The 14,594-nt window shown below is 73.5% G+C and carries 14 protein-coding genes and 1 pseudogene; 4 read left to right on the top strand and 11 right to left on the bottom strand.

Translation table 11 applies throughout. The annotated features are described in order from the left end of the window. Positions 1-12: 12 nt before the first annotated feature. Positions 13-903 carry an SGNH/GDSL hydrolase family protein gene (locus E4U92_RS02955; protein WP_137298659.1) on the bottom strand — a complete coding sequence of 297 codons (891 nt, stop codon included), beginning with the start codon at positions 901-903 and terminating at the stop codon, positions 13-15. Positions 904-1,206: 303 nt separating this feature from the next. Here E4U92_RS02955 and E4U92_RS02950 point away from each other — a divergent pair, with 303 nt between their 5' ends. Then, on the top strand, positions 1,207-1,701 hold the full coding sequence (locus tag E4U92_RS02950) for a DUF3145 domain-containing protein (protein WP_137298658.1): 495 nt from the start codon (positions 1,207-1,209) through the stop codon (positions 1,699-1,701). Positions 1,702-1,776: 75 nt separating this feature from the next. On the opposite strand, the gene fabF is transcribed toward E4U92_RS02950, so the two are convergent. The 5 genes from fabF to fasR all read right to left on the bottom strand — a co-directional run bounded on the left by fabF (position 1,777) and on the right by fasR (position 6,758). Continuing rightward, the gene (gene fabF / locus E4U92_RS02945; protein WP_067231204.1) at positions 1,777-3,048 is read right to left on the bottom strand and encodes a beta-ketoacyl-ACP synthase II; all 1,272 of its coding nucleotides are present in this window, start codon (positions 3,046-3,048) and stop codon (positions 1,777-1,779) included. 88 nt (positions 3,049-3,136) lie between these two features. Beyond that, complete coding sequence (locus E4U92_RS02940) at positions 3,137-3,385, bottom strand: acyl carrier protein (protein WP_030341284.1); 249 nt, start codon at positions 3,383-3,385, stop codon at positions 3,137-3,139. A 111-nt stretch (positions 3,386-3,496) separates the two neighbouring features. After that, on the bottom strand, positions 3,497-4,528 hold the full coding sequence (locus E4U92_RS02935; protein ID WP_137298657.1) for a ketoacyl-ACP synthase III: 1,032 nt from the start codon (positions 4,526-4,528) through the stop codon (positions 3,497-3,499). A 23-nt stretch (positions 4,529-4,551) separates the two neighbouring features. Continuing rightward, positions 4,552-5,463 (bottom strand): ACP S-malonyltransferase, encoded by a 912-nt coding sequence (locus E4U92_RS02930; protein ID WP_137298656.1) that lies wholly within the window; start codon positions 5,461-5,463, stop codon positions 4,552-4,554. 89 nt (positions 5,464-5,552) lie between these two features. Beyond that, positions 5,553-6,758 (bottom strand): fatty acid biosynthesis transcriptional regulator FasR, encoded by a 1,206-nt coding sequence (fasR, locus tag E4U92_RS02925; protein ID WP_137298655.1) that lies wholly within the window; start codon positions 6,756-6,758, stop codon positions 5,553-5,555. Between the two features lie 96 nt (positions 6,759-6,854). Here fasR and E4U92_RS02920 point away from each other — a divergent pair, with 96 nt between their 5' ends. Further along, a complete protein-coding gene (locus tag E4U92_RS02920; protein WP_137298719.1) occupies positions 6,855-7,511 on the top strand; it encodes a pirin family protein in 657 nt (218 codons plus the stop codon). Here E4U92_RS02920 and E4U92_RS02915 read toward each other — a convergent pair whose 3' ends face one another. Together E4U92_RS02915 and E4U92_RS02910 are read right to left on the bottom strand one after the other, a co-directional pair. After that, on the bottom strand, positions 7,512-9,320 hold the full coding sequence (locus E4U92_RS02915) for a serine/threonine-protein kinase (protein WP_137298654.1): 1,809 nt from the start codon (positions 9,318-9,320) through the stop codon (positions 7,512-7,514). Between the two features lie 86 nt (positions 9,321-9,406). Further along, complete coding sequence (locus E4U92_RS02910) at positions 9,407-10,228, bottom strand: serine hydrolase domain-containing protein (RefSeq protein WP_137298653.1); 822 nt, start codon at positions 10,226-10,228, stop codon at positions 9,407-9,409. A gap of 76 nt (positions 10,229-10,304) precedes the next feature. Between E4U92_RS02910 and E4U92_RS02905 the strand changes: the two genes are divergently transcribed. Together E4U92_RS02905 and E4U92_RS02900 are read left to right on the top strand one after the other, a co-directional pair. Then, a complete protein-coding gene (locus E4U92_RS02905) occupies positions 10,305-10,796 on the top strand; it encodes a MerR family transcriptional regulator (RefSeq protein ID WP_137298652.1) in 492 nt (163 codons plus the stop codon). Next, positions 10,793-11,809, top strand: coding sequence for an aldo/keto reductase (locus tag E4U92_RS02900; RefSeq protein ID WP_137298651.1), 1,017 nt, complete (start codon positions 10,793-10,795; stop codon positions 11,807-11,809). Before E4U92_RS02905 ends, E4U92_RS02900 begins: the two co-directional genes overlap by 4 nt. A gap of 23 nt (positions 11,810-11,832) precedes the next feature. Here the strand turns inward: E4U92_RS02900 and E4U92_RS02895 are convergent. The 3 genes and pseudogenes from E4U92_RS02895 to E4U92_RS02885 all read right to left on the bottom strand — a co-directional run. Continuing rightward, positions 11,833-12,531, bottom strand: a pseudogene (locus E4U92_RS02895) (DUF4429 domain-containing protein); the annotation flags it as partial. A 57-nt stretch (positions 12,532-12,588) separates the two neighbouring features. After that, positions 12,589-13,815, bottom strand: coding sequence for an alpha/beta hydrolase (locus tag E4U92_RS02890; protein WP_137298649.1), 1,227 nt, complete (start codon positions 13,813-13,815; stop codon positions 12,589-12,591). Positions 13,816-13,904: 89 nt separating this feature from the next. After that, positions 13,905-14,531, bottom strand: a complete 627-nt coding sequence (locus E4U92_RS02885; RefSeq protein WP_137298648.1) for a TetR family transcriptional regulator — start codon at positions 14,529-14,531, stop codon at positions 13,905-13,907. Positions 14,532-14,594: the final 63 nt, after the last annotated feature.

Raw genomic sequence — 14,594 nt, 5'->3', positions numbered from 1 at the left:
CGGAACCCTAAGTCACGTGCCCCGGGCGACGATCTCGCGGTAGGCGATCTCCGCGAGCCTCGCCTGGCCGTTCCGGCTCGGGTGGAACCAGTCCCAGTGGCTGAGCTGGTCGGTGCCGAACCGGTACGCGTAGACCGCCCCGCCGTCGAACCGGCACCGGGCGTCCTGCGCGCAGACCTCCCTGAGCACCGCGTTGTAGTCCTCCACCCGCCGCTGCACCGTGTCGCGCCGCCGGGTCGCCGCCGCGTCCAGCGCGTCCGCGTCGCCCAGCATCGACGGGCAGATCCCCAGCTTCCAGATCTGCTTGCCCAGCGGGTTGGTGCGCCCCTCGGACCACAGCCGCTTCAGGTCGGGCACGCTCGCCACGTACACCTGCGCCTTCGGCGCCGTCCGCCGCAGCGTGCGCAGCGCCTGCTGGAAGTCCGTCCGGAAGTCCGCCACCGGCGTCATCGCGTCCGCCGAGTCCCGGCAGGCGTCGTTGGCCCCGGCCATCACCGTCACCAGCGCGGGCCGCTTCACCGCCGCCTGCGCCATCTGGCCCGGCAGGTCGGCCATCCGGGCCCCCGACACCGCGTAGTTCCAGCTGTGCGTGGCCGCCCTCGCCCGCCCCAGCAGCCGCACCGCGAGGCTGTTCACCTCCGGGGCGCTGCCCGTCGCCCACGACACCGCCGGACAGTCCTGCAGGACCGTACAGGCGTCGAAGCCGCGCGTGATGGAGTCGCCGACCGCGGCGACCGAGGCCGGGCTCACGTCCCACACCGGGGCCGTCGGCGTCGCCCGGCGCGCCTGGGTGCCCGACGTGCCGTGCGCGTCGCCGCCCACCGCGTCACAGCCCGCCACGCCGAGCACGGCCGCCGTCGTGACCGCGAGCGCGGCCCGCACCCGCCGGCTTCGCTTCCGCATCCCTCGCCGTTCCCCTCACTGCTCGGCCACCCGGCCGTCCGCTCGTCCACCCGGCGGGTGGCGCACCACCCCACCCCTCACAACGAGCGAGGGTTCCCGGGACGCGCGGACGAGCCCGCGCGACACGGCGCATCGCACCCGCACAGGCGTCCTGCCGGGTGAATGGCGGACGTTTCACCGCACCGGGACCGACGGTACGTCACACTCCTTGCGCCGCCGCACGGTAGCCTCGCCCTCAGCGCGGCCGCCCGGCCGCCGCCCCTGTGCCCGTCTGCAAGACGACCCGCCTGCCCGGAGGTCCCGGTGACGACACGTGGAGTTCTGTACGTGCACTCCGCGCCGCGCGCGATGTGCCCGCACGTCGAGTGGGCCGTCGCCGGGGTGCTCGGCACGCGCGTCAGCCTCGACTGGATCCGGCAGCCCGCCGCGCCCGGCACCTGGCGCTCGGAGTTCTCCTGGCAGGGCGAGGCCGGCACCGCCTCCAAACTGGCGTCCGCGCTGCGCGGCTGGCACCTGCTGCGCTTCGAGGTGACCGCCGAGCCCTGCGCCACCGCCGAGGGCGAGCGCTACAGCTGCACCCCCGACCTCGGCATCTTCCACGCCGTCACCGGCATCCACGGCGACATCCTCATCCCCGAGGACCGGCTGCGCGCCGCCCTGCTGCGCTCCCAGCGCGGCGAGACGGACCTGGAGGCCGAGATCGCCAAGCTCCTCGGCAAGCCCTGGGACGACGAACTGGAGCCCTTCCGCTACGCGGGCGAGGGCGCCCCGGTCCGCTGGCTGCACCAGGTGGTCTGAGCGAGGACCGAGCACCGACGCGAAGTGGCCCGGACTCCAGCAGGAGTCCGGGCCGCTTCGCGTCGACGGTGTCCGTCAGACCGTGCGGAACGCCAGCACCACGTTGTGCCCGCCGAACCCGAACGAGTCGTTCAGCGCGGCGATACGGCCCTCCACGGGCAGCTTCCGCGCCTCGCCGCGCACGATGTCCGCGCTGGCCTCGGCCTCGGGGTCGATGTTCTCCACGTTGATGGTCGGCGGAGCCACCCGGTGGTACAGCGCGAGCACGGTCGCGACCGTCTCCACGCCGCCGGCGCCGCCGAGCAGGTGCCCGGTCATGGACTTGGTCGCGGAGACCGCGATGTGGTCCGTGTCGTCGCCGAACACCTTGCGCAGCGCCTTCAGCTCGGCGATGTCACCGGCCGGCGTCGACGTCGCGTGCGCGTTGACGTGCACGACCTCGGCCGGGTCCAGGTCGGTGCGGTCCAGCAGGTTCTGCAGGGCGTGCGAGATGCCCCGCCCCTCCGGCTCCGGCTGCACGATGTCGTGCGCGTCGGCCGAGATGCCCTGCCCGACCGCCTCGGCGTACACCCGCGCGCCGCGCTTGGCGGCGTGCTCGGCGGACTCCAGGACGACCACGCCGGCGCCCTCGCCGAGGACGAAGCCGTCGCGGGCGACGTCGTAGGGACGCGAGGCGCCCTGCGGGTCGTCGTTGTTCTTGGACATCGCCATCATGTTGCCGAACGCGGCGATCGGCAGCGGGTGGATGGCCGCCTCCGTACCGCCGGCGACGACGACGTCGGCGCGGCCGGTGCGGATCATCTCGATGGCGTAGCCGATGGCCTCCGCGCCCGACGCGCACGCCGAGACCGGCGTGTGCACGCCCGCGCGGGCGCCCACCAGCAGACCCACGTTGGCGGAGGGGCTGTTGGGCATCAGCATCGGCACGGTGTGCGGGGAGACGCGGCGGACGCCCTTCTCCTTCAGCACGTCGTACTGGTCGAGGAGCGTGGTCACGCCGCCGATGCCGGAGGCGATGACGGCGCCGAGCCGGTCGGGGTCGACGGAGCCGTCCTCACCGGCGCGGCCCTCGAACCCGGCGTCCTTCCACGCCTCCTGGGCCGCGATCAGCGCGAACTGCGCCGAGCGGTCCAGCTTGCGGGCCTGCGGCCGCGGGATGACCTCGCCGGGCTCCACGGCGACCGGGGCCGCGATCTTGACGGCCTGCTCGGCCGCCCACTCCTGCTCCAGGGGCTTGACGCCGGAACGACCGGCGACCAGGCCCTCCCAGGTAGAGGCTGCGTCGCCACCCAGCGGTGTGGTTGCGCCGATACCGGTGACGACCACGGTGTGATTGGTCGGGCTCACGGGAATTCTTTCTCCAACGTTTACGAGGATCAGCGGCGCCACCGCCGGGTGGCGGGGCGGGCCGGAAGGCTCCGGCCCAAGCAGTGGCTCAGGCCTGGTGCTTGAGGATGTAGTCGGTCGCGTCGCCGACGGTCTTGAGGTTCTTGACGTCCTCGTCCGGGATCTTCACGTCGAAGCGCTCTTCGGCGGCGACGACGACCTCGACCATGGACAGCGAGTCGACGTCCAGGTCGTCGGTGAAGGACTTGTCCAGCTGGACGTCCTCAACCGGGATCCCGGCGATCTCGTTCACGATCTCGGCGAGACCGGCGACGATCTCTTCCTGAGTGGCGGCCATGTCGGCGCTCCTTCGTTGGTGTTCTTCGGTGTTCTTCAGGGGTGGCGCTGACCGCGTCAGCGGCAGGCCGGTTGCTGTCCCGTCCCGGACGCATGATCCGGCACGGAGTGCCTAGGGGAGAGTAACGACCGTCGCGGCGTACACGAGACCCGCCCCGAAACCGATCACGAGGGCGGTGTCGCCGCTCCTCGCCTCACCGGTCGCCAGGAGCCGCTCCATCGCGAGCGGGATCGAGGCCGCCGAGGTGTTGCCCGTGGTGCGCACGTCACGGGCGACCGTGACCGACTCCGGCAGCTTGAGGGTCTTCACCATCGAGTCGATGATCCGCTCGTTCGCCTGGTGCGGGATGAAGACGTCCAGGTCGGCCGGGTCGACGCCGGCCGCGTCCAGCGCCTGCTGGGCGACCTTCGCCATCTCGAACACGGCCCAGCGGAAGACCGCCTGGCCCTCCTGGGTGATGGCGGGGAACTTGACGTTGCCGTCCCGGTCCAACGGGAGCTGGCTGACGTCTCCGACCCGCCACTCGTTCCAGGCGACGGTCTGCTTGATGGTCTCCGACTTGTCGCCCTCGGAGCCCCACACCGTCGGGCCGATCGCCGGCTCCTGGGACGGGCCGACCACGACCGCGCCCGCGCCGTCACCGAACAGGAAGGCCGTCGCGCGGTCCTCCAGGTCGGTCAGGTCGCTCAGCCGCTCCACGCCGATGACCAGCACGTACTCGGCCGAGCCCTCGACGATCAGGCCCTTGGCGAGGGTCAGGCCGTAACCGAAGCCCGCGCAGCCGGCCGAGATGTCGAAGGCGGCGGCCTTGGCGGTGCCGAGCTTGTCGGCGATCTCGGTCGCCACGGCCGGGGTCTGCTTGAAGTGCGAGACGGTGGAGACGATCACCGCGCCGATCTGCTCGGCGCTGATCCCGGCGTCCGCGATGGCCTTGCCGGACGCCTCGACGGACATCGCGGCGACGGTCTCCTCGTCGTTCGCCCAGTGCCGGGTCGTGATGCCCGAGCGGGAGCGGATCCACTCGTCGGAGCTGTCGATCCGCTCGAGGATGACCTCGTTGGGCACGACCCGCGTCGGGCGGTAGCCGCCGACGCCGATGATGCGCGCGTACGGGGCGCCCTTGCTGGCCTTGATCTTCGCCATGTTCGAATCGGCTCCTTGGCGTCTCAGGCGTGCTCGGCGATGAGCGCGCGGGCCGTGTCGAGGTCGTCGGGGGTCTTCAGCGCCAGGGTCTGCACCCCGGGCAGGGCACGCTTGGCGAGGCCGGTCAGGGTGCCGCCGGGGCACACCTCGACCAGCGCGGTGACGCCCAGCTCCTTGAACGTCTCCATGCACAGGTCCCAGCGGACCGGGTTGGCGACCTGGCCGACCAGCCGCTCGAGCACCTCGGTGCCGGAGGTGACGGCCAGGCCGTCCTTGTTGGACACGTAGGTGACCTTCGGGTCGCCCGGCGTGACGGCCTTCGCGGCCTCGGCCAGCGTGTCGACCGCCGGGGCCATGTGGTGCGTGTGGAACGCGCCGGCCACCTTCAGCGGGACGACCTTGCGCACGCCCTCCGGCTTGTCCTCGGCGAGCGCGGCGAGCTGCTCCAGCGTGCCCGCGGCGACGATCTGGCCGGCGCCGTTGATGTTCGCCGGGGTCAGGCCCAGCTTCTCCAGGTGGGCGACCGAGGTGTCCGGGTCGCCGCCGAGCAGCGCCGACATGCCGGTCGCGGTGACCGCGGCCGCGTCGGCCATGGCCAGACCGCGCTTGCGGACCAGGGTCAGCGCGTCGGTGTCGTCGAGGACGCCCGCGAAGGACGCGGCGGTGAACTCGCCGACGGAGTGGCCGGCGACGGCGCCGGGCGCGATGTCACCCAGTGCCGCGGCGGACAGGATCCCTGCGGCGACCAGCAGCGGCTGGGCCACGGCCGTGTCGCGGATCTCGTCCGCGTCGGCCTGGGTGCCGTAGTGGGCGAGGTCCAGGCCGATGGCGTCCGACCAGGCGGCGACGCGGTCGGCGGCACCGGGCAGTTCGAGCCAGGGAGTCAGGAAGCCGGGCGTCTGGGCGCCCTGGCCGGGAGCGACGAGTACGAGCACTCTCACACTCTCTCTTGGGGACGGGCACGGCCGCCCGTGGGGACAAGGACGAAGAACGGCAAGGGGTTTTGTGGGCCTCCGACAAAAAGCTAGGTCTGAGGATCACCGTCGGCCAGGCGCCCCAGGATCAGCGCGATGCGCAACGTGAAGGCCGAGCGTACATCGGACGGCGACCAACCGGTGACGTCAGTCACACGTCGGAGCCGGTAGCGCACGGTGTTGGGATGCACGAACAGCATCCGCGCCGCGCCCTCCAGACTGCTCGCCTGTTCGAGATAGACGGACAGTGTCTCCAGGAGCGCCGAGCCGGCCTCCTCCAGCGGTCTGTAGATCTCCTCCACCAACTGGTGCCGGGCGCCGGGGTCTCCGGCCATGGCGCGCTCCGGGAGGAGGTCGTCGGCCAGCACCGGGCGTGGCGCGTCCTGCCAGGCCGAGCACGCCTTGAGCCCGGCCGCGGCGGCCTGCGCGGACCGGGTCGCGGCCAGCAGGTCGGGGACCACGGGTCCGGCGACGACCGGCCCGGCGGCGAACGGCCCGATCAGCGACTTCGCCACCGCCAGCGGGTTGTCGCTGCCGCCCGCGATGACCACGAGCCGGGCCCCCAGCACCCCGGTGAGCACCTGGAGCTTGGCGTGCCGGGCGGCCCGCCGGATCGCCTCCACGGTCAGCTCCGAGTCGCCGTCCGGGGCGGTGCCGAGGACCACGCAGACGTGCTCCGGCGCGTTCCAGCCGAGGGCGGCGGCCCGGCTGACGGCGCCCTCGTCGGCCTCGCCGCTGAGCACGGCGTTCACCACCAGCGACTCCAGCCGGGCGTCCCAGGCACCGCGTGCCTCGGCGGCCTGGGCGTAGACCTGGGCGGTGGCGAAGGCGATCTCGCGGGCGTAGACGAGCAGCGCCTCGCGCAGCACGGACTCGTCGCCGGGCGCGGCGACCTCGTCGATCGCCGACTCCATGACCTCGATGGTGGTGCGCACCATCTCGACGGTCTGGCGCAGCGTGATGGCGCGGGTCAGCTCGCGCGGGGCGGTGCCGAAGACGTCGGTGGAGATCGCCTGCGGGGCGTCGGGGTGCCGGAACCACTCGGTGAAGGCGGCGATGCCCGCCTGGGCGACGAGGCCGATCCAGGAACGGTTCTCCGGGGGCATCGCCCGGTACCACGGCAACGTCTCGTCCATGCGCGCGATGGCCTGCGCGGCTAGGGCACCGGAGGACTTCTCCAGCCGCTTCAGGGTCGCGGCGTGCGGGTGGACGGCGTGCGCTGCGGCGGGGGCCTTGCTGGCTTCGGGTTCGGGCACGGGGACAAGACTGCCTTATCGGTCCGCGGGCGTGGCGTGCCGGGGTGTGCCGGTGCACCTCGCCCCACCGGTCACGGGGCTACCGTGGGGCACGTGATGGACGTGCGGCGCGCCGGCGGGCGCTACAGGGGCGGCGACCCGGCGGCCGGGATCGAGACCCGTCACGCCTTCTCCTTCGGCCCCCACTACGACCCGGACAACCTCCGCTTCGGTGCCCTGATCGCCTGCAACGAGGAGCGGCTCGCGCCCGGCGCCGGCTTCGACGAGCACCCGCACAGCCACACCGAGCTCGTCACGTGGGTGGTCGAGGGCGAGCTGACCCACCGCGACTCGCGGGGCCACGAGACGCTGGTGCGGCCCGGCGACGTCCAGCGGCTCAGCGCGGCCGCCGGGGTGCGGCACGTCGAGCGCAACGACGGCGCGGGCCCGCTGACCTTCGTGCAGATGTGGCTGGCCCCGCTGGACCCGGGCGGCGACCCGGCGTACGAGATCGTGCGCGGCATCGCCGACGCCACGCCCTACGCCGTCCCGGAGGCGGGCGCGATGCTGCACGTGCGGCGGCTGGTGGCGGGGGAGCGGACCGCGCTGCCGGACGCGCCGCGGCTGTACGTCCACGTCGTGCGCGGCGCCGTGCGGCTCGGCCCGCACGAGCTGGCCCCCGGGGACGCCGTGCGGGCCGCCGACGAGAAGGGGCGGGAGCTGTCCGCGTCCCGGGGGCCGGCCGAGGTGCTGGTGTGGGAGCTGTCGGCCTGATCAGCCGTCGCTGGGCTCTTCCGCGTTGCGCCAGATCGTCAGGTCGACCGAGACGTAGTCGCTGGGGTCGCTCTTGGGGGCGGTGCCGTTGAAGGTGACCAGCGCGATGTGCCCGGAAGCCGTGTGCACGCACAGGTGCGAGCCGCGGCTCACCTGGGTGAGCGCGACGCTCTTTGCGTAGCGGGTGTCCTCCCGGCAGGTCTTCAGCGACGCGTCCTCGGCGTTGTTCAGCAGCACGATCTTCTCGCCGGGGCTGCCCAGCGTGGCCGGGTCGCCGAAGTCGCCGCCCTCGTAGTAGAGGTCGGAGCCCTCGGCGTAGGAGGCGCCGACGTCGTCGTAGAGCGGCTTGGGCGGGGAGTCGGCGAAGCGGATGTAGTAGCCCTCCGGGATGGTGATCCCCTTGTACGTGACCGGCTTCGGGTCGGGCAGCGGCCTGGCGCTGTCCCCCGCGACCGGGGAGGAGGTCGAGGAGCTCCCGGTGCCGCCGTCGTCGGCCTTGTCCGTGATGTCCAGCAGGACCGACGCGCAGCTGCTCAGCCACACGAAGGCCGCCACCGCGGCGATGCCGATGCCGATCCACTTGCCGGCCCGGTTCCTCCTCGGCGGCAGCGGCGCGGGACGCCAGCCGGGCTGCTGCCCGAAGGGCGGCTGGTGCCCGGCCGGCGGGCCGAACGGCGGCCGGGGCCCGGTCGGCGGCCCGTAGCCCGGGGCGGGGGTGTGTGCCACGGGCGGCGGCCCGTAGCCCGGGGCGGGGGTCGACGGGACGTGCGCGGCGGTCGCCGTGGGCGCGGCGTGCGCGGGCGGCGGGGGCATGGGGGACGCCGGGGACGCGGGGGAGACGTGGGTGAGCGGCGCGGTGGGCGGCGGTCCCGCCGGGGCGGGCTTCGGGGCGGCGGCCAGGGCGGCGGAGGCCGACACCCGCTGGGTGATGTCCGCGGCGATGGCCTCCGGCAGCCACGAGCCGGACTGGCGCAGCGGCGTCGGGGACGCCTCCTGGCACAGCTCGACGATCCGCGCCGGGGTGGGCCGCCGGGCCGGGTCCTTGGCCAGGCACTGCGAGACGAAGCGGAGCTGCTCGGGCAGCCCCTCGAGGTCCGGCTCCTCGTGGACGATCCGGTACAGCACGGCGTGCGAGGGGCCGTCGCCGTAGGCCCCCTGTCCGCGCCCCGCGAAGGCGGCGACCTGGCCGAGCGCGAAGACGTCCGAGGCGGGCGTGATCTCCTTGCCGGCGGCCTGCTCCGGCGACATGAACGCGGGCGTGCCCACGGAGACGCCGGTGCCGGTCAGCGCGGTGGCGTCGGCGGCGCGGGCGATGCCGAAGTCGATCACACGCGGGCCGTCGGAGGCCAGCAGCACGTTGGACGGCTTCAGGTCGCGGTGCACGATGCCCGCGCCGTGGATCACCGACAGCGCCTCGGCCATTCCGGCGAGCAGCAGCAGGACCGACGGGGCGGGCAGCGGGCCGTGCTCGGCGACCGCCGCGGCCAGCGAGGGGCCGGGCACGTAGGCCGTGGCCAGCCAGGGCCGGGTGCCCTCCACGTCGTAGTCGATGACCGGCGCGGTGTACAGGCCCTGCACCCGCTTGGCGGCCTCGACCTCCTGGCGGAACCGGCGGCGGAACTCGGGGTCCTCGCTCAGCTCGGGGCGGATCGTCTTCAGCGCGATCGGGTGCCCGCCGGGCGTGTACGACAGGTACACCGTGCCCATGCCGCCCGAGCCCAGCCGCGCCGCGAGCCGGTAGCTCGCCACCGACGCCGGATCGCCGCTCTCCAGCGGACGGAACTGCCCGCCCGGTCCCCCGACTGCCATCGCTCTCCCCCGAGATCCACGCGTGCGAGCCGCGCAAGTGTGCGTGTGCACAGGGAGGTTATCGGAGCCGCGCCCCCGGCGGCGGCCTACCCCCGGGCCTCCGCCCGCACGGCGTCGGTGAACGGCGGCCACGCCTCGACCGCCCACGGCCCGAACGCACGGTCCGTCAGGGCCACGCAGGCCAGCCGGGCGTCCGGGTCGATCCACAGGAACGTGCCGGACTGGCCGAAGTGGCCGAAGGTCCGCGGCGAGGACGAACTCCCCGTCCAGTGCGGCGCCTTGCCGTCGCGGATCTCGAAACCGAGGCCCCAGTCGTTGGGGTTCTGGTGGCCGTAGCCCGGCAGCACGCCCTTGGTGCCCGGGTACTGCACGGTCATCGCCTGCGCCACCGTGCGCGGGTCCAGCAGCCGCGGCGCCTGCACCTCGGCGGCGAAGCGCAGCAGGTCCTCGACGGTCGACACCCCGTCCTTGGCGGGCGAGCCCTCCAGCGAGGTGGCCGTCATCCCCAGCGGCTCCAGCACGGCCTGGCGCAGGTACTCGGCGAACGGGATGTCCGTCGCCTTGGCGATGTGGTCGCCGAGCTGTTCGAACCCGGCGTTGGAGTACAGCCGCCGCTCCCCGGGCGGCGCCGTCACCCGGTGCTCGTCGAAGGCCAGCCCGGAGGTGTGGGCGAGCAGGTGGCGTACGGTCGCCCCGGCGGGCCCGGCCGGCTCGTCGAGTTCGACCGCCCCCTCCTCGTACGCGACGAGGGCGGCGTAGGCGGCGAGCGGCTTGGTCACCGAGGCCAGCGGGAACCGCTGTCCCACCGGGCCGTGGGTGCCCAGGACGGTCCCGTCGGCCCGGACGACGCCCGCCGCGGCGGAGGGGACCGGCCAGTTCTCGATCAGTGCGAGGCTCGTCAGCGACATGCCGCCGAGCCTACCTCCGGGATTGTCACCCTCCTCGCTTGCTTGGAGTGCACTCCAAGGCCCTAGCGTGGGGGCCATGACGGTGATGCAGACCACGCCCGTTCCCCTCGAGCACACCACCCGCCCCGCAGACGTCTGCTCCGCCCCGCCCCCGCGGCACCCCCGCCCCGACGGGCAGGACAGCTACACGATCAGCGAGGTCGTCGCCTTCACCGGCCTCACCGCGCACACCCTGCGCTGGTACGAGCGGATCGGCCTGATGGCCCACGTGGACCGCTCCCACACCGGCCAGCGCCGGTACACCAACCGCGACCTGGACTGGCTCGACCTCGTCGGGAAGCTGCGGCTGACCGGCATGCCGGTCGCCGACATGGTGCGGTACGCCGAGCTGGTGCGCGAGGGCGACAGCACCTACGGCGCCCGGCGCGCCCTGCTGGAGGCCACCCGGCGCGACGTCCAGGCCCGCATCGCGGAGCTGCAGGACACGCTGGCGGTGCTCGACCGCAAGATCACCTTCTACTCCGACGCCACCCGCCCGTACGAAGCCGAGAGGACCCCCACCCGATGACCGACTCCAGGATCCCGACCACCCGGCTCGGCGACGGCGGCCCCGAGGTCGGCGTCCAGGGCCTGGGCTGCATGGGCATGAGCTTCGGGTACGGCCCCTCCGACGCCGACCGGTCGCGGGCCACCCTCGAACGCGCCCTGGAGCTGGGCGTCACCCTGTACGACACGGCCGACGCGTACGGCGCCGGCGAGAACGAGCGCTTCCTGGCGCCGTTCTTCAAGGCCCACCGCGACGAGGTGGTCATCGCCACCAAGTTCGCCCTGAGCATCCCGCCGGACGACCCGACCCGGCGCGTCATCCGCAACGACGCCCCGTACGTCCGCGAAGCCGTCGAGGCCAGCCTGAAGCGCCTGGACGTCGACGTCATCGACCTCTACTACATGCACCGGCGCGACGTGAACGTGCCGATCGAGGAGACCGTCGGCGTGATGGCCGAGCTGGTCCGCGAGGGCAAGGTCAAGCAGCTCGGCCTCAGCGAGGTCACCGCCGACGAGCTGCGCGCGGCCCAGGCGGTCCACCCGATCGCCGCGCTCCAGTCGGAGTGGTCCCTGTTCAGCCGGGACATCGAGCGCCGGGTGGTGCCGGCGGCCCGCGAGCTGGGCGTGACCGTGGTGCCGTACTCGCCGCTCGGCCGGGGCTTCCTCACCGGCTCCTTCGCCAACGCCGACACGGACCTCACCGCCGACGACTTCCGCCGCCAGCAGCCCCGGTTCACCGGCGCGAACGCCGAGGCCAACGCGGCCCTCCTGGCGCCGCTGCGGTCCGTCGCCGACGCCCACGGCGCCACGCCCGGCCAGATCGCCCTGGCCTGGGTCCACCAGCAGGCCCGCGTCCACGACCTGCCGCTGGTGCCGATCCCGGGCACCCGCAGGCCCGGCCGGGTGGAGGAGAACACGGCGGCCACGGCGATCGTCCTGAGCGACGAGGAGCTCGCCCTGCTGGAGCCGATCGCCGGCCGTGTGGCGGGCGACCGCTACGCCGACATGTCGTTCACCTCGGCCGGGCGCGAGTGACCGGGGCGCGCTCAGCGCGCCCCGCGCACGGCGGCGAGCACGGCCGCGGCGAACGGCAGCGACTCGTGCACCACCCCGTAGCCCAGCCCGAACACCACGGCGGCCGGGTCCTGATCGGCGGGACCCGGCCGCTCGTCGGCGCCCTTGCGCCGCAGCCGCAGGTACCCCTCGAACAGCTCCGGCGACCGCCACTCCACCCCGCACAGCTCGGACACCGGGAAGCTCTGGTCGCCGGCCTTCCACTTCGCCGACGACGCGCCCGTCCAGAACCAGCGGAAGCGCACCGTGCGCCCGTCGAAGGACGCCTTGCCGTCGTACGCCTTGAACGACAGCGGCACCTCGGGCGCCTCGACCAGGAACCGGTCCGTGGGCCCCGACTCGGTCAGCAGCCCCTTCAGCTCGTCGGCGTAGTACTCCGCGAGCAGCTCGCGGTCGCCGGGCAGCACCAGCTTGTACGGGTCGCACGCCTCCTTCAGCTGCCCGTCGGCGGCCTCCGTCAGCGGGTCGGCACCGGGCCGGGGCACCGCCCGCAGCACCACGGTCCCGCGCTTGCCCTGCTCCAGCGTGACGCGCTCCAGCGCCGCGAAGGGCACCCGCCGCTCGCGCAGCGCCGAGAACAGCTTCGGGGCGCGCAGGCCCCGCTCGTAGCGGATGAGGACGGAGTCGGAATCGAACTCCCAGGCGGCATGAAATCCGGCCAGTACGTCACCCATGCGGCTCATCGTAAGCGGGACCCGCCCGTTCGCACCCTCCCCGCGCATGCCGCGATTCCTCCTCTTCTACGCGCGTCCGACCGGCGTGGCGGCGGACAAACCCGTACGACAGGCGTCACCTTCGCGCGCGCACACGACCGACGAGTACGCGCCAACGCCGATGTGGGCGAAGTTGCGCAGGCTGTCCGTGCCGGGCTCGAAGTAACCGCCGTGGCCCCGGGCCTGCTGCGCCGCAAGGACCCGGGCGCCGAACGCCCGGGACACCGGGTCCTCGCCGTGCCCGAGCCCGCCCAGTTCCAGGTAGGGAACGTCGCGCACCCAGTCGTCCGGGTCCCGCATCGCCCACACCCGGGCACCGGTGCGGAGCTGGGCGGCCCTCTCCACGCGCATCCCCGGGCTGCCCGCCACGGCGATGTCGGCCACCCGGCGCGGCATCGCGTGCGCGGCCACGCCGCACACCACCGAGCCGTAGCTGTGGCAGAACAACGCAACCGGTGCCGCCGGCGACCTGCCCGGCAGGGCCCGCAGCAGCGCGTTGAGCCGCACCGCCCCGTTCTCGGCACGCAGTCCGGTGGCGGAGTCGATGCCGAGGCCGTCGGGCGAGGTGTAGTCGGCCCAGGCGATCACGGCGGTGCGGGTGGCCGGGCTCTCCGCGCGCTCGGCCGCGTACAGCGCCTCGGCCATGCCGACCGGCGCGGACCAGCGGCGGGAGGTGCGCTGGAAGGTGAGCAGGTCGGTGTCGACGCCGGGGACGATCACGGAGATCCGCTGGGCGCGGTCGAGGTCGCCGAACACCTCGGCGACCCGCCCGGAGCCCTCCGGGTCGAAGGCGAGGATCTGCCGCTCGGGTCTGCCCATCGCCTCGAAGCGGTGCATCCGGCGGCCCGCCTCGTGCTGGCCCGCCGGGGTGAGGCGGCTGTCGTGCATCCGGGCCCGCTCGGTGCGCACCGCCTCGGCCAGCGCCAGTCGGTTGGCCCGGTAGCGCAGGGTGACGGGGGCGCCGTTCATGTTGCCGACGGCCAGGGGGTAGCGCCGGGCGAGCGCGGCGCGCTGGGCGTCGCTCAGCGAGGCGAAGAAGCGGGACAGGCGGCCCGGGGAGGCACCCGGGTCCGGCAGGCCGTGGCCCGCCAGCCGGCCGTGCTCCCAGGAGTCGAGCGAGGTCTGCAGGGCGGTGGCGGTGGGGTGGTGGCGCAGGGCGGTCCAGCCGCTCGTCGTCAGCATCACGAACACCACGGCCAGCGCGAGCAGGGCGCGCCAGACGTTGAGCTGCGGGGAGGTGTCGAAGGAAGTCACTGGGAGGACACACTAGGAGAACGGGAGGGTCTCGGGAGACCCGAGTGACAGGGATCACGTTTGGATAAACGTGTTTGGGGACCACCCTCTCAGACGGGGCGCCAGTCACCCGTGAGCGCGGGTCCCACCTGATCGAGGTAGGCCGTCGTCAGCGCCCGGATGGCGTCCAGGCTGAAGTCCTCGCCGAGGCTCCACTGCCGCTCGGTCACCCGCATCACCCCGCCGAACACGGCCACCGCGATGCGCGGCCGCGGGTCGGCGTCCACGTCCAGCCCCTCCCGCGCGGCGAGCACCCGCGCGATCCGGTCCTCCGTCCCGGCCGAGCGGCGCAGGTGGGCGGCGAGCAGCGCGGGGGTCGACTCGACCAGCCGGTACATCCGCAGGTACAGCTCCACCGGTACGACGTCCTCGACGGCCTCGCTGAGCGTGTCCCAGCCCTCCGTCAGGGCGTGCCGCAGCGCCTCCAGGGGCGTCTCGCCGGCCGGGCGCGCCCGCACGGCCGCCACGAACCGTTCCTCGACCAGGTCCTGCACGGCGAAGGCGGCCTCCTCCTTGCCGGCGAAGTAGCGGAAGAAGGTGCGCTGCGAGACGCCGACCGCCTCGGCGATGTCGTCGACCGTGGTCCGCTCGTAGCCGCGGGTGGTGAACAGTTCGAGCGCGGCGCGCAGCAACGCCTCCCGGGTGCGCTGCTTCTTGCGCTCACGCAGGGTTTCCATAATGTGTCAGTAACCGACTTGTGAATTGGTTTGTCAATTGTCAGCGACTGTCACTAGCCTCGC

The organism is Streptomyces galbus, assembly GCF_005280195.1.
Taxonomy (GTDB): domain Bacteria; phylum Actinomycetota; class Actinomycetes; order Streptomycetales; family Streptomycetaceae; genus Streptomyces; species Streptomyces galbus.
Note: the sequence above shows the minus strand (reverse complement) of the source record. Positions and strands in the feature narration are given on the sequence as shown.

What these genes read in the sequence shown, in the direction of transcription:
- E4U92_RS02885 (WP_137298648.1), bottom strand. Translation starts at nt 14,531, where the DNA reads ATGGAAACCCTGCGTGAGCGCAAGAAGCAGCGCACCCGGGAGGCGTTG.
- E4U92_RS02915 (WP_137298654.1), bottom strand. Translation starts at nt 9,320, where the DNA reads ATGGCAGTCGGGGGACCGGGCGGGCAGTTCCGTCCGCTGGAGAGCGGC.
- E4U92_RS02905 (WP_137298652.1), top strand. Translation starts at nt 10,305, where the DNA reads ATGACGGTGATGCAGACCACGCCCGTTCCCCTCGAGCACACCACCCGC.
- E4U92_RS02900 (WP_137298651.1), top strand. Translation starts at nt 10,793, where the DNA reads ATGACCGACTCCAGGATCCCGACCACCCGGCTCGGCGACGGCGGCCCC.
- E4U92_RS02940 (WP_030341284.1), bottom strand. Translation starts at nt 3,385, where the DNA reads ATGGCCGCCACTCAGGAAGAGATCGTCGCCGGTCTCGCCGAGATCGTG.
- E4U92_RS02920 (WP_137298719.1), top strand. Translation starts at nt 6,855, where the DNA reads ATGGACGTGCGGCGCGCCGGCGGGCGCTACAGGGGCGGCGACCCGGCG.
- E4U92_RS02910 (WP_137298653.1), bottom strand. Translation starts at nt 10,228, where the DNA reads ATGTCGCTGACGAGCCTCGCACTGATCGAGAACTGGCCGGTCCCCTCC.
- E4U92_RS02935 (WP_137298657.1), bottom strand. Translation starts at nt 4,528, where the DNA reads ATGGCGAAGATCAAGGCCAGCAAGGGCGCCCCGTACGCGCGCATCATC.
- E4U92_RS02955 (WP_137298659.1), bottom strand. Translation starts at nt 903, where the DNA reads ATGCGGAAGCGAAGCCGGCGGGTGCGGGCCGCGCTCGCGGTCACGACG.